The organism is Candidatus Binatia bacterium (assembly GCA_029248525.1).
Classification (GTDB): Bacteria; Desulfobacterota; Binatia; order UBA12015; family UBA12015; genus UBA12015.
In genome coordinates, this window is the sequence record JAQWJE010000038.1 from 31,373 (window position 1) to 45,140 (window position 13,768).

Here is a 13,768-nt window from a genome sequence, read left to right on the forward strand (position 1 = left end):
TGTTCAGTCGCGGGCCGTGATTCGCTTGAGAAAGGTTCTCACCTCATCAGGATTCCGGAGCCGGAACCCTGCGCTGGTTTCACGATCTTCGACTGTGTCCTCGCCAACGTAGATCCCGATACCGCGTTCGGCGAGCGCCTGAAAAACGCTTTCATCGGTCAGATCGTCCCCGATATGAATGGGGTGTCGGCGCTCCCAGCCCAACTTTTCCAGCAAATAGAGTACCGCTTTCCCCTTGTCCCAGTCGACGTCGGGGCGAAGCTCGATGACCATTTTCCCGTGGCAGACGCACAACCCGTCGGTTTCCTCGCCCAAGGTGGCAACGGTTGCGCAGACATCGGGAACATCAGCGGGAGCGGCCAACCGGTAATGAACCGCGAGCCCGAAGCGTTTACGTTCCACGATCACGCCCTCCAGATCCTGAAAACGTTCCTGCAGAGTTTTTTCCGCAATATCCAGAAGTGGCAAGGACTCCGTAGCAACTTCGTGACGGAGGGCGCTCCCCGCCGGGCCCCGGAGATCGAAGCCGTGGCTGCCCACGGTTCCGAGATCTTCCAAACCGACCAATCGGGCGACCTCGCTGCGCTCCCGACCGCTGACGAGCGTGACGGGCGTTCGCTGGGCCAGATTGCGAACAGTCTCGCGCATTTCGTCGGACAGGCGAGCATCCTCGGGACGATCCACGATTGGCGTAAGGGTTCCATCATAGTCGAGGAAAAGCGCCAGATCAGCTTCCGGAGGCGCGATCTTGTCGAAGGCGGCGAGTGCCGAGGGGAGTTGAGAAATTCGCACTTCCATAGGATGCAGTCCCCAGCGCCCAATTACCAGTGCTTCCTGCCGTGAAATGAAGTTTGCCTGCGAAGCAAAAGCAGGCTTACCTCGGACAGGGGGTGTCGACGTGTTCAAGCAAGTAATGGATCGTGTTTGGGTTTTTGACTGCGAATGGGTGCCGGACCCCTTGGCCGGTCGTTTGTTGTTTCCGGAGGTCGCTGCAGAATCAGACGACCGACGTGTGATGGAGGCGATGTGGCTGCATGGCGGTGCCACAGAGCAGGAGCCGCGCCCCTTTCTCAAAATGGCCACTTGCCGCATTGTGTCGATCGCCGCCGTGCTGCGCGAGAAAGACCCGGGAGGCGGGGTGAAGCTGTCGCTTCTCGCACTGCCTCGCGATCCGCAAGACCAGGCCGCGATCGCCGAGCGGTCGATCATCGGAAAATTTCTGCAGGCCGTCGGGCGTGACCGCCCGCAGTTGGTTGGTTTCAATTCGATCGGCGCTGATCTCAAAATTCTTGTGCAGCGTGCGATGATTCTTGGCGAGCCGGCCCCGGCTTTTTGTCGACGCCCCGACAAGCCTTGGGAGGGGGTCGATTATTTTGCTCGAGGGAGCGATCATAATGTCGATATCAAGGATGCGGTATCCGGGTTTGGCCGGGGGACGCCGTCCTTGCACGAGCTTGCCGTGCAGTCCGGCATCCCCGGCAAGCTCGATGTGGCCGGAGACGGTGTGGCCGATCTGTGGCTGGAAGACGATTTGGCTAAGATTGTCGCCTATAATGAGACCGATGCGTTGACGACCTACCTCGTATGGCTCCGCCTGGCCTATTTCGGAGGGCATTTTTCCGCCGTCGCCTACGAGGCCGAGCAGCTCCGTGTCCGTGAGTTGATTCAATCGGAAATGGAGAAACCGGAACGGGCCCATTTAGGGCGCTTTCTCGAAGAATGGGATCGTCTGCAGACGATCATTCAGATTCGAGATTGACGAACTCCGAATGATCTGAGATTCCGATTATGTGCCAGAAAGTGCTGCCATATTCGGAGTCGGGGAAATCGTACACCACAATCGATTCGACTACCGAGGGGTGATCGTGGACGTTGACCCCGAGTTTGATATGGATGAGGAATGGTACGAAAAGATGGCCAAAGGTCGTCCTCCAAAGGATCGACCATGGTATCATGTGCTGGTCCATGATGCAGTCCATATGACCTACGTCGCGGAGCGAAATCTGCGGCATGTTGAGGACCCTGAACCGATTCGCCATCCGATGATCGAAGAATATTTCGAAAGTTTTTCTGCAGGCCGGTACCGACCCATGGTAGCGTTGAACTGAGCAAGGACGAAAACAATGAGAACGATACAAATTCTTGGACTGATGATGGCCTCCTTATGGGTGGCTGGTTGTTCAATTTCGGTAAGCGTGGGCGCTTCGCTCGAAGGAAGCTCGGCTTCGATTTCGAGTCCTTTTGAATCGAGTTCGGCCTCCTCGACTCCGGCCAAACCGGAAGACAAGACTGCAGAGCAGCAGGCGTATTTGCGAGATATTCGCGACTTCACCGCAGCACAGCTGAAACGATCGGACGATCTCGACGAGTTTCGCAAGCAGCTGAGCAAGGTTGCCAAAAAGCATGGTGTGACCGATTGGGAAGCGCGTGCCTCGACTTGGGTGGGGATTGGTGAAGGAATCGAAACTGCGGGCATGCCGACCACGCAGGCGCAGGCGACGATTGATATGCTGGCGAACGGCCATGCGGATTGGGCTTCGGCGATGCGTCGAGGCTATTCCAGCGCGCAGGTCGCCGCAGGTGCCAAGGTCAGCAGTTGATCGCCTGCACCTGACGACTTCGCGATTCGCATTTCTGGGTTTGCTGTTCTGGTCGTCCCTGAGCCTGGGGGCGGGACCGGCAGCAGCTGCGTTTCTCGACTACGTTTATGTGGACTCCAATGAAGGTCAGGCCAGTGGGGGACATGTAGGGCTGGCTTTCGGAGGCCAGATCTTCCATTTTCAGTATCGGGAGGGGGGCTTTTTGCTCCCTGTCCGGCACGCAACCGGAGCCTTTGAGCGCGCCTACCGGGTCCGCGAGAATCGGAACCTCCGCCAGCATCGAATCGAGGTCGATCAGGAAACCTACGATCTGCTTCGCGACGGCTTCAATGCCCGGTATTTCGAAAGCGAGGTCTTGCTGGCTGAATTGGAGGATCTGCGAGCAGAGGAAGCCGTTCTGGAAGGGATGGGAGCAGGTTCCCGCGGCGTACCGATTCCCGGCGCGGGGTATTTTTACCCTGACGGTGATGCGCGCCCGGAGCAGGCTGGACTGGCGGGAGAAATCTTCTCGCCGGACGAATTGGCTGACCAACTTTCGCGTGCCACCGAGGGGGGAGGGACTGATCTTCGGGCAGGCTCCTTCTTTCAGGTTGAAGGAGCCCTGGGCACCTTGAGCCCCGGGCAGAAGAAAGCCCTGCGATCTCTTGAGGGGAGGCTGGGCGAACAGCTCGATTCTCTCGCGGGGTCGTCGCGTGCCGACGTTGGTGAAGTCCGCTTCGTTCTGTTGGCACGGCGGGCGGTCGTGGCGAAGTCGCTCGCCTCGGGCCAGTTGCATATTCTGGATGCATACCCTCATGACGCGGAAACGATCGAGGTTGCTGAAGTCGAGAAGCGCGGCGGCCGTCTCGAAGACCTTCTGTCGGTCACGGAAAATGAACTGAAGTTGGGCCTGGCGACCTTGCAGACCGGGCAGGCGCCCTCGGAGTTGGACCTCTCCCGTCTGGAGGATGCCTCGAACCGTCGTCGCGAGATTCGGCGCGCCATGGATAGCGGACGCCCGCTCCGTATCGTTGGGCCGCGAATGCTTCCCGGAAAACCGGCCTGGCGGACGGACCTGCGGGTCCGGGCACTTGCAGGCGAGTCGCGTGACAGAGCGATTGCGGCAAACCGAGAAAGCCAGAGCGCAATCCTGCGGAAATTGGGAGAACAGAGTTCTTATAATCTGATCACCCGGAATTGTGTCTCCGAGGTTTTCGATTCGATTGACGAAATTTTTGGCGAAACCGAGGGGGCCGATCCTGTCGCTGTTTCGATGGCCCGGTTGGGGGGGCATGTGGCCGGGGGGCAGGGTTTTGTCTTTGTACCCTTTGTGTCGTCCGACGCGGTGGCCGGAAACCTGCGAGTCGCTGAAACCATTGAACTTCCGTCTTATCGCAGCAAGCAATTGGCTCGAGTTTACGCCCGGGAGGGTGATGGCGCCCTGGTCTATTTGCGGGAATCAAACACCTTGACGTCCACGATCTACCGCTACAACTCGGAAGATTCCATTTTCATCTTTTTTACCGACGATATCGTCTGGGCTCGCCCTGTTTATGGGATCGTGAATTTGACTGCGGCGCTGGCCGCGACGGTTCTGGGTGTGCCCGCGGCCCCGTTTGACAGGGGGCAATTGCTCGCTGCGGGCGCTCGCGGGGCCTTCTGGAGTCTCCCGGAATTGGTGTTTTTGAGTTTTCGCAAGGGTTCTTTTTTTACCGTCCCGGGGACTCCCGAGGTTGGACCGCAGGAAGATTCCTGAGTAAGATTCATGAGTGAGTAAGCAATCCAAACTTTATCTCGGAATCGTTCTGGTGCTTCTGCTGATTGCCGGAGGATTCGTCTATACGACTGCCGATCCAATTCCAGTGGAACTCCAGACTGTCGAGTCCGGAGTGGTTGAGTCAACAGTCGCCAATACCCGGGCGGGGACCGTCGAGGCCTGCCGTCGAGCGCGTATGGCGCCAATCATCGGCGGACAGGTGGCCCGGCTGCCTGTCGATGAAGGGGCTCGAGTCGCCGAGGGCGACGTGATTCTGGAACTTTGGAATCAGGACCTGAGAGCGCAGGTACGTTTATCCGAAGGGCAGGCCCGAGCGTCGAATGCGCGTGTGGAAGAGGCTTGTGTGATGGCGCGAGTGGCAGCCAAGGAAGCCGACCGTCTCGCCAGTCTCGAGGGGCAGGGGATTGTTTCCGAAGAACAGACGGAGCGCGGCGTAGGGCAGGCGGAAGCACAGCAGGCAGGTTGTCGTGCGGCAGAGACGCAGGCCGAAGTCGCCCAAGCTCAGGTGGAGGCGGCGAAGGCGGCTTTGGAGCGAACCATCATGCGAGCACCGTTTGCCGGCGTAGTCGCCGAGATCAATGGCGAATTGGGTGAAGTAGTCACACCGTCCCCCGTAGGGGTCGCGACGCTGCCGACGGTGGACTTGATCGATGCTGGCTGCCTCTACGTGCATGCGCCGATCGATGAGGTAGATGCCGGGCAGGTACGCGAGGGGATGCCGGTGCGGCTTACGTTGGACGCTTTTCCCGACGCACCGCTCGAAGGCCGGGTCCGACGGGTCGCGCCCTATGTTCTTGATCTGGAGAAACAGGCTCGGACGGTGGCTGTCGAAGTCGATTTCGTCGACCCCGAGGCGATCGATGCTCTCTTGCCGGGCTATAGTGCGGATGTCGAGATCGTGATCGCCCGTGAGGCGAACAGACTTCGTATCCCGACCGAAGCGATCCTCGAGGGGAAACGGGTCCTCAAGTATACCCCGGAGGGTCTGGTGGAAGAACTCGAGATCCAGACCGGGATTTCGAATTGGAGGTTCAGCGAGGTCCGCGAGGGCCTCAGCTCCGGCGATCAGGTGATCTTGTCGATCGACCGCGAGGGTGTCGAGGGCGGAGCATCGGTCACGCCGGAAACTGAAGAAGCCTCGTGATCGAAGTTCGCGACATCAAGCGTTTCTACCAAGTGGGCGACCAGGAGGTGCGCGCGCTGGATGGGGTCAGCTTCAGGATCGAAAAGGGAGAATATGTATCCCTGATGGGGCCCTCCGGATCGGGTAAATCGACTCTATTGCACTGCCTTGGGTTGTTGGACCGTCCCACGGAAGGTCATTACCTGATCGACGAGCGTGACACGGTCACTCTCGATGAAGAAGAGCAGGCGCGGACCCGTCGGGAACGAATCGGTTTTGTGTTCCAGTTCTTTCACCTCGTCTCTTATCTTACGGCTTTCGAGAACGTGGAATTACCTCTGACTCTGAGCGGTGTGCCTGCAGCGATGCGTCGCGAAAGAGTCGAGGCGGCGTTGTCGCGGATCGGCCTCGAGGAACGGATGGATCATATTCCCGATCAACTGTCGGGAGGCCAGCGGCAAAGAGTCGCCATTGCCCGAGCGATCGTGACGGATCCGACCGTTCTTTTGGCCGATGAGCCAACCGGGAATCTGGATCGGCGCTCGGGTGACGAAGTCATCGGGCTCCTCGAGGAGTTGAACGCGAGCGGAATCACCCTGGTTGTGGTGACGCACGACGCCGACCTTGGTGGGCGCGCGCGCCGACGGCTGCGTCTCGCAGACGGGCTGGTGGTCTCGGACGAGAAAGAGGGTTTGTGAGAACGGCAGACTCCATCGGCTGGGTTGTGAGGGTGTTGCTCCGGCACCGCCTGCGAACCCTGCTTCTGTTGTTGGCGGTTTCGGTGGGGGTAGGCGCCGTGATTGTCCTGACCTCATTGGGCGACTCTGCCCGGCGTTACGTTACGGACGAGTTTCGCTCTCTTGGAACCGAGCTGCTGATCATTACGCCGGGTAAAAGTGAAACATCCGGCAGCGGTCGGCCCTCGTTTCTTGGTGCGACCGCTCGCGATCTGACTTTGGAGGACGCGAATGCTCTGCGCCGTAGTTCGGCAATTGCAGCGGTTGTTCCGATGGTCGTCGGCGAGGCGAGCATGTCGCACGCTGGACGGATTCGTCAGGCACCAGCTGTGGGCGCGACATCTGGTCTTCTGGAGCTGCGGCATTGGAAGCTGAAACAAGGCAAGTTTTTGCCCAAGGGCGATCCCGAGCGCGCGCCCGCGGTGATTGTGATCGGCGAGAAGATCCGCAAGGACCTCTTCGGTACCGAGACTGCGGTGGGGAATTTTCTGCGCGTCGGTGACCGTCGATTCCGCGTGATCGGTATCCTTGCCACAGAGGGGCGCTCGCTTGGCATGGATGTCGACGAACTTGTGATTCTTCCGGTCGCTCGCGCGATGGAGCTCTTCGATATTTCCGGGCTCTACCGGATCATGGTCGAAGCACGCTCGCGCGATTCTCTTGATCGAGCGGCCGCGGAGTCGACCGCGATTCTGCGGGACCGTCATCAAGGCGAAGAAGACGTGACGGTAATTCGGCAAGATGCAGTCGTGGCGACTTTTGATCGCGTGTTGAGCGCTCTGACGTATACCGTAGGCGGGATTGCCTCCATCAGCCTTGTCGTTGCGGGGGTTCTCCTGATGAATGTCATGTTGGTTTCTGTGTCGCAGAGAACCGCCGAAATTGGCTTGCTCAAGGCAATCGGCTCTTCGCGACGATTAATTCTGACGCTCTTTTTGCTCGAGTCCGGGGGGCTGGCTTTCCTGGGCGCGGTGCTCGGCGTTTTTCTCGGGTTGGCGATGAACGAAGTTCTTGGCACCTACGTTCCGGATGTCACATTATCGCCTCCCTTATGGTCCATGATTGCGGCCCCCACCTTTGCCTTCCTTTCGGGAATCATTTTTGGATTAATGCCGGCGCGACGGGCCGCAGATCTCGATCCAGTAGACGCATTGGCAGGGAGGTAGGCTCATGGCGACGCGTGATTTTCTTCGACTGGTCCTGCGCTCTCTGCTCTCGCACCGCTTGCGAGGTGGTTTGACCGCGCTGGGGATCGGCATCGGGATTGCTGCCGTGGTCATGCTGACTTCGCTGGGCTCCGGCGTTCAGAAATTCATGGTCGAGGAGTTCTCGCAATTCGGAACCACCATCATTGCGATCAACCCGGGTCGGACGCATACATCGGGGGGGCCGGCCGGTCTCTTTGGGTCAACGCGGCCCTTGACGCTCGAGGACGCCGAAGCACTAAAGCGCGTGCCTCATGTGATCGGGGTTGTGCCGTTTGTGATGGGCAATGCGGAGGTTGAGGCCGGCACGCGGCAGCGTCGGACCGCAGTTCACGGCGTGGGTTCGGATTTCCATACCGTGTTCTCCATGAACATCCAGATCGGACAACCTTTACCTGACGATAGTGGGTCGGGAGCCCGACCAGTGGCGGTTCTCGGGTCGACATTGCGCAAGGAATTGTTTCCCGAAGGTCCGGTGCTGGGCCAGAGAGTGCGGGTCGCCAGCGAAGCGTATAGGGTCGTCGGGGTGATGGAGTCCAAGGGCCAGATGTTGGGGTTTGATTTCGATGACGGAATCTACATCCCGACCGCTCGTGCGCTCAGTCTCTTCGACAAGCGGGGCTTGATGGAGATTGATTTATTCTACGAAGAGGGAGCTTCCGCCAAAGAGGTTGCGGATGCGGCCGAACGAATCCTGGTGGCCCGACATGGCCAGGCTGATTTCACCGTGACGAGCCAGGAAGATATGCTGAAGGTTCTGGACGGAATCATGGGCGTTCTGACCTCGGCGGTCGCGGCATTGGGCGGCATTTCACTATTCGTCGGCGCGGTCGGCATCCTGACAATCATGACGATTGCCGTTCGCGAACGACAGGGCGAGGTTGGGTTGTTGCGAGCCCTTGGGGCGAGCACTCAACAGGTCCTGCTGCTCTTTCTTGCGGAGGCTGTCGTGCTCTCCTCGTTGGGAGGCTTCGCCGGGCTGCTGGTCGGGATCGGAGGCGCATGGTTGGTCCATTGGGTCTTTCCGATCGTTCCGGTCAACACACCATGGGCCTACGTATTTGCTGCCGAGTTCTTGTCGGCGGTAATCGGCCTTGCCTGCGGGGTGCTCCCGGCACTCCGCGCCGCCGCGCTCGACCCTGTCGTTGCGCTGCGGGCGGAGTAGGGACACTCTTAAACGATTTTGGTTACCACGGTCTCTTTGAAGCGTGTATAGGGCGGGTAGGCGATCTTCGGATCGATCCGTGTCGTTTTGTCGACGACGGCCTTTCGATGACTGAAAGTCTCAAAAGTACCACGGCCATGGTAGGCCCCCATGCCGCTCGCACCGACGCCGCCAAAGGGCAGGTGGGGGTTGGCCACATGCCAGATCGCAGTGTTCACGCAGGCGCCGCCGGAACTCGTTTCCATCAACACCCGATCGGCGATCCCGCTGTCCTGCGTGAAGACATATAGGGCGAGCGGCTTTTCGCGCTCGTTGACGAATTCGATCGCTTCCTCGAGGTTTTCGACGGGCAGGATAGGAAGGATCGGGCCGAAGATCTCCTCTTTCATCACTCTGGACTCGGGATCCGGGCGGCGGACCAGCGTTGGTGCCAGGTAGCGCTCGTCTTCGACGCCATTGCCGCCGGTCACGACATCCTGTCCCTCGAGCAGGGACGTCAGGCGTTGGTGATGTCGGGTGCTTGCGAGTCTGGCGAAGTCGGCGGATTGATGGGGGTCCTTGCCGTAGAACTCGTCGATCACGGCCTGCAGCTTTTCGATGAGAGCCGCCTCGTGGGTGGCATCCACCAGAACATAATCGGGTGCGACGCAGGTCTGGCCGGCGTTCAGGAATTTACCCCAGGCGATTCGGTAAGCGGCTACCCCGATGTCCGCATCCTTGGCGACGATCACCGGGCTTTTCCCGCCCAGTTCCAAAGTCACTGGCGTGAGGTGCTTGGCCGCGGCCTCCATGACCACGCGAGCGACGGTTCCGTTGCCGGTGTAGAAAATATGATCAAAGCGTTCATTCAGAAGCGCCGTTGTTTCAGGAATCGCGCCTTCGACCAAGGCTACGGCCTTCGGATCAAGGTATTTGCGGACGAGTTTCGCAAGCAGCGTCGAGGTGTGGACGGTGATTTCAGAGGGTTTGAGGACGGCGCAATTACCGGCAGCAATGGCCCCGACCAGAGGGCTGAGCAGAAGTTGGACCGGGTAGTTCCACGGGGCAATGATCAGGACCACACCAAGCGGTTCACGGATGATTTTCGATTGCGCCGGCTGTTGCGCCATCGGAGTGGTGACTTTTTCCGGCCGAGTCCAGCTGGAAAGATTTTTCAGCACGAGATCGATTTCGGTGACGACGATGGCAACATCGCTCACGTATGACTCGACGTTGGGCTTTCCGAGGTCCTTGACGAGGGCCTCCTGAATTTCGGGAGTGTTCTCCGTGAATAGATCGCGAAGTTTTCCCAACTCGCGTCGCCGCCATTCGAGGGTCTTGGTGTGCCCATCCCGAAAATTCGAACGAAGGTCGTTCACGACTCCGGGAATGGTCGAAACATCGGTGTGTGGGCCGATGGGATTCTGTGCTGTGCCTGTGCTCATGATGGTTTCTCCTCGCCTGCGGTAGGCCTCACGGATTCACTACTCTGGCACACTGCTTAACCCCGCGGACACGCCCCGTCGACCTCGTCGAAACGTTGGCCCGGGCCGAAACGTAGAACAACGTTATTTTCCGCTGCCCTCATCGACAACATACCCCAATGCCTCGAGTTGGCGGCGGGTGCGTTCATCGATGGCCAGCGGCGGTGTCGGAATATCTGCGGGAGCGGTTCCACCGGCGAGGCGCGTCTGCAGCGCGCTCAGTTGCTGTCGCATTTCGTCGAGTTTCCCGGTTTCGACAGAGGCGAGGTCCGTCTGCTCGCCGGGGTCCTTGTCGAGGCGATACAGGGTGTAGCTGGCATTCTCTTCCCTCCACCCGTCCGGTGCGCGGTTGATATGTCGGATAATCTTCCAGGGGCCCTGACGGAGAGACTGCATTCGAAAATCTGGCTTGATTTCTTCGGCAAAGATCGGGGAACCGGGCGTTGCAGGTTTCTCGCTCGCCCGGGGCGCTGCATTACGTCCTTCGCCCTTCTTCGGAGCGGCCAGCCCGGCTTGCGCCAGAATCGTGGGCATCACATCGACTAGAGAGGTCGGCTTGTCGATCGTATGAGTGTCGATGCCCGGTCCATGGACGATAAACGGAACGTGTAGCTGATGTTCGTAAAGTCGCATCCCATGTTCCCACCCGCCGTGTTCCAGAAATTCGTCGCCGTGGTCGGAGACGACGACGATCAGCGTGTTTTGCAGCAAGTCCCTGTCCCGCATAGCCTTGAGCAGTCTGCCGAAACTTGCGTCCTGGTACCGGATGTCTTCGTCGTAAAGACCGACGACAAAGTTGAAATCCTCGGGCGACAAGGATGTTTTTTTGAGATTACGTGCCACCGTCTTTTTCGGGTCAATGGAGCCCTGATAATCAGCGTCTGTATAGCGATGGCGGGACTCCTCTGGCGGATCATAGGGGGAATGCGGGTCCACCGCATGGACGTAGAGGAAGAAGCGCTCGCCCTTCAGGCGGTCGAGGTTGGGGAAAATCTTCTCGTGGATTTCGATTGTATGAGCATGGTTGTCGAGCTTCTTTCCGCGGATCGTCACAAATTGATCGAAGCCCTGATCAAACCGGAAAGCAGGCTCAAATACATTGCCATTGGCGACGTAGGCGTATGTCGCCCAGCCGCCCCGTCGGAGAATCTCGGCTAGAGTTTCCACCTCGAGATCCAATCCTCTATTAAGGACAGCCTGATTTTGAGTGGGGTAGAGCGACGTCAAAATGCTCGCCGTTGACGCGCGCGTGCGTGGGGCGGTGCTCGTGGCCCTTGTGAAGTTCCAGCCGGTCTTGGCCAGGGCGGCGAGGTTTGGCGTGGTGTCTCTGTGGTACCCCAAAGCGGAGGTATGATCCGCTCTGAGTGTATCCATGAGGTAGAGCAGAATATTCGGTGGCTGGGGCTCGGCGGTTTTCGAATGCAGGATCAGGCGGGGTGCGGCGATCGCAAGAGCATCGACGTCGAGGCTCCCGGGCTGCTGCTTCACGCGAAACGTCAGAACCTGTTTGCCTGAGTGGCGGATCGGAACGGTGATCTCGGTCCATGGTTTTGTCGGTGGTGGCGTCTTGAATGTTTGCGCGAACGTGCCTTCGGGGTGCTCGACACGGACCTCGAGTTGCAGTCGATTGGAGCGGCTGAGGGGCCGATCGAGGGCGAAGCGGATTTCATCACCGGAGTTCGCTTCGATGGAGATGCGGGATTCGTCGCCGGGAGCCATGATGAAGGATTGGCGACGGTTGGAGCGCTTCGCGATGATACGGCAGTTTTTGCCCAGTTCGGGGGTGCAGTCGAAATGAGATTTCACGGCGGCCGGTTTCGGTTCGGGTATTGAAATTGTTGCCAATATCGGCAGAAGGTCCCGGGACATGCTCTGCCTCGCGGCGCCCACGCCGCCCGCGCTGAGGAGCAGCAAAAGACCACTCATCGCAACCATGGACGTTGTTCGGAGGCTGTGCCGGTGCGGGGAAAGCTTCATGCCGTCATCCTTGCGGTAAAATGTGGTTGGCTTCAAGCGCCGAATTCTCCGGGAGCCACCCAACGACTGAAGCTCCAGCGGTGGCCAAAATCATCAGCGGCGTATTCGCTTCGTGGCGATCCGAAGTGGCGGCGCAGACCGGCGGGGGATTCCACCGTACCTGCATTCAACGAGTCGGGAAGCTCGAAACCATGGCACCACGAGAGCATCAACTCGTCTACGCGGATGCTGTCCTGATAGAACTCCGCTGCAGTCGATGGCCCGCACTCCAGTGTGATGGTCCGCATTTTTGCGGAGAACAGTTGGTCGACGAGTGCCTTGGGAGAGTCTCCGGGTAGCTTGCGGTGCCGGATTCCGAGTCTGTGGACCTCGCGCATGAATTGGGGGGTTGTGGCCGACCCGGTTGCCAGGGTTGCCCCCGGTTGCTGCAGCGCGGGATGGTCGAAGGGTATTGCTTGGCCTCGACTGATAAAAATGATCTCCGGCGGATCTGTTTTGCCCAGAACTTCCTGGCGCCAGACCGTCGCGGGTGGAGAGATCCCATGCTGGAGATCTGGTTCGCTGCGCAAGATAGCCCCACTTGTCAGGATGATATCCGCCCGAGCACGCGCGATCTCCAGACTGAATTGATCCGTCCCGCTGGTTGGCGTTTGCGGCGTGATTCGCATCGCGCCGAGGCTTCCATCGATGCGACTGGCGACAGCCATGACATGGAGGAGGCCGGCCGGTTTTTCGAGAGGGTCGCGCCAGATGTGCCGGATCCGTTCGGAGACAGGACAACCGATTTCCGAAGTTGGCGCCACTCAGACCAGCTTGTCGATAACCTGGTCGCGAAACCGATTCATGCTGTCTATTTTTCCCTGCAGGTCGGTTTCCTCGATGCCTTCGAGCATCCACGGTTTTGTTTGCACGTGAGTTACGCCGACGTCTTCGAGACGTCGATAGGCATCGACGTCGAAAGCATCAACGGCTGCGGCGAAGACGTACAGAGGATCATTCGCTCTGGATGTGTCCGCACGCAGTTCGCGAATTCGAGCAATGATGGCACGCAGTTCTTCGGTCGTATGAATATCGGAGATCCAGCCATCGGAGTGCCGTGCCGTGCGCCGCAAGGCCGCCTCCGAGAGACCGCCGACGAGAACAGGAACTCGGCCGGGCGCCGGTGTCAGCTCGACGCGGGGGAAGTCATAGAATTTCCCGTGATGTTCGACCCACCCACCAGCCCAGAGTTTCTGGAGGACTTCGAGCATTTCATCGGTCCGCTTGCCGCGGGTATGAAAATCTTCATCCATTAATTGGAACTCTTCCTTCATCCATCCCACACCGATCCCGAGTGTGAGTCGACCATTGGAAAGAGCGGCCGCCGTTCCCACTGATTTGGCGACGGAGAAAAGCCGACGTGCGGGTAGAATATAGATCCCCGTGACAAAGCGGATCGTTTCAGTTGCAGCGGCCATGGCACCAACGGCGACCATCGGATCAGGCCAGTTGGTGAACGGCTCCCAGCGCAGGCCCCCATCGGGTGTGTAGGGGTATGGGGATTCGATTTTCTCGGGGTGCGCGATATGGTCAGAGACCGCCATATACCGGAATCCGGCCGCCTCGGCGGCTTTGGCGACTGGAACGTAATGCTCGATCGGCTGGAAGGCGCCGGACACACAAAAATGCAACATCGAAATTCTCCTGAGGCTCTTTGCGAGCCTTTTCGTAACGAAGTTTTCTTTTCACAAAGATCGCCGGGT

General features: G+C 59.1%; 13 protein-coding genes. 8 read left to right on the forward strand and 5 right to left on the reverse strand.

Annotated features, from left to right (window positions below; translation table 11 throughout):
• Positions 1 to 3 precede the first annotated feature (3 nt).
• A complete protein-coding gene (gene otsB, locus P8K07_07885) occupies positions 4 to 798 on the reverse strand; it encodes a trehalose-phosphatase (GenBank protein ID MDG1958444.1) in 795 nt (264 codons plus the stop codon).
• 100 nt (positions 799 to 898) lie between these two features.
• Between otsB and P8K07_07890 the strand changes: the two genes are divergently transcribed.
• From P8K07_07890 to P8K07_07925, 8 genes are read left to right on the forward strand one after another with little or no spacing between them, the layout of a single operon-like run.
• Positions 899 to 1,759: a 3'-5' exonuclease gene (locus P8K07_07890; GenBank protein ID MDG1958445.1), complete on the forward strand. Its 861-nt coding sequence runs from the start codon at positions 899 to 901 to the stop codon at positions 1,757 to 1,759.
• A gap of 31 nt (positions 1,760 to 1,790) precedes the next feature.
• A complete protein-coding gene (hspQ, locus tag P8K07_07895; GenBank protein ID MDG1958446.1) occupies positions 1,791 to 2,108 on the forward strand; it encodes a heat shock protein HspQ in 318 nt (105 codons plus the stop codon).
• 15 nt (positions 2,109 to 2,123) lie between these two features.
• Positions 2,124 to 2,600: a putative lipoprotein gene (locus P8K07_07900; protein ID MDG1958447.1), complete on the forward strand. Its 477-nt coding sequence runs from the start codon at positions 2,124 to 2,126 to the stop codon at positions 2,598 to 2,600.
• Complete coding sequence (locus tag P8K07_07905; GenBank protein MDG1958448.1) at positions 2,581 to 4,335, forward strand: hypothetical protein; 1,755 nt, start codon at positions 2,581 to 2,583, stop codon at positions 4,333 to 4,335. Before P8K07_07900 ends, P8K07_07905 begins: the two co-directional genes overlap by 20 nt.
• A 13-nt stretch (positions 4,336 to 4,348) precedes the next feature.
• Positions 4,349 to 5,500: an efflux RND transporter periplasmic adaptor subunit gene (locus P8K07_07910; GenBank protein ID MDG1958449.1), complete on the forward strand. Its 1,152-nt coding sequence runs from the start codon at positions 4,349 to 4,351 to the stop codon at positions 5,498 to 5,500.
• Positions 5,497 to 6,177, forward strand: coding sequence for an ABC transporter ATP-binding protein (locus P8K07_07915; GenBank protein MDG1958450.1), 681 nt, complete (start codon positions 5,497 to 5,499; stop codon positions 6,175 to 6,177). Before P8K07_07910 ends, P8K07_07915 begins: the two co-directional genes overlap by 4 nt.
• Positions 6,174 to 7,382 carry an ABC transporter permease gene (locus P8K07_07920; protein MDG1958451.1) on the forward strand — a complete coding sequence of 403 codons (1,209 nt, stop codon included), beginning with the start codon at positions 6,174 to 6,176 and terminating at the stop codon, positions 7,380 to 7,382. Before P8K07_07915 ends, P8K07_07920 begins: the two co-directional genes overlap by 4 nt.
• 4 nt (positions 7,383 to 7,386) lie before the next feature.
• Positions 7,387 to 8,586, forward strand: coding sequence for an ABC transporter permease (locus tag P8K07_07925; GenBank protein ID MDG1958452.1), 1,200 nt, complete (start codon positions 7,387 to 7,389; stop codon positions 8,584 to 8,586).
• Between the two features lie 8 nt (positions 8,587 to 8,594).
• Here P8K07_07925 and P8K07_07930 read toward each other — a convergent pair whose 3' ends face one another.
• The 4 genes from P8K07_07930 to P8K07_07945 all read right to left on the reverse strand — a co-directional run bounded on the left by P8K07_07930 (position 8,595) and on the right by P8K07_07945 (position 13,699).
• Positions 8,595 to 10,010 (reverse strand): aldehyde dehydrogenase family protein, encoded by a 1,416-nt coding sequence (locus P8K07_07930; protein MDG1958453.1) that lies wholly within the window; start codon positions 10,008 to 10,010, stop codon positions 8,595 to 8,597.
• A 123-nt stretch (positions 10,011 to 10,133) separates the two neighbouring features.
• Complete coding sequence (locus tag P8K07_07935; protein ID MDG1958454.1) at positions 10,134 to 12,026, reverse strand: sulfatase; 1,893 nt, start codon at positions 12,024 to 12,026, stop codon at positions 10,134 to 10,136.
• A 32-nt stretch (positions 12,027 to 12,058) separates the two neighbouring features.
• Complete coding sequence (locus tag P8K07_07940; GenBank protein MDG1958455.1) at positions 12,059 to 12,829, reverse strand: dihydrofolate reductase family protein; 771 nt, start codon at positions 12,827 to 12,829, stop codon at positions 12,059 to 12,061.
• Positions 12,830 to 13,699: a TIGR03619 family F420-dependent LLM class oxidoreductase gene (locus P8K07_07945; protein ID MDG1958456.1), complete on the reverse strand. Its 870-nt coding sequence runs from the start codon at positions 13,697 to 13,699 to the stop codon at positions 12,830 to 12,832.
• Positions 13,700 to 13,768: the final 69 nt, after the last annotated feature.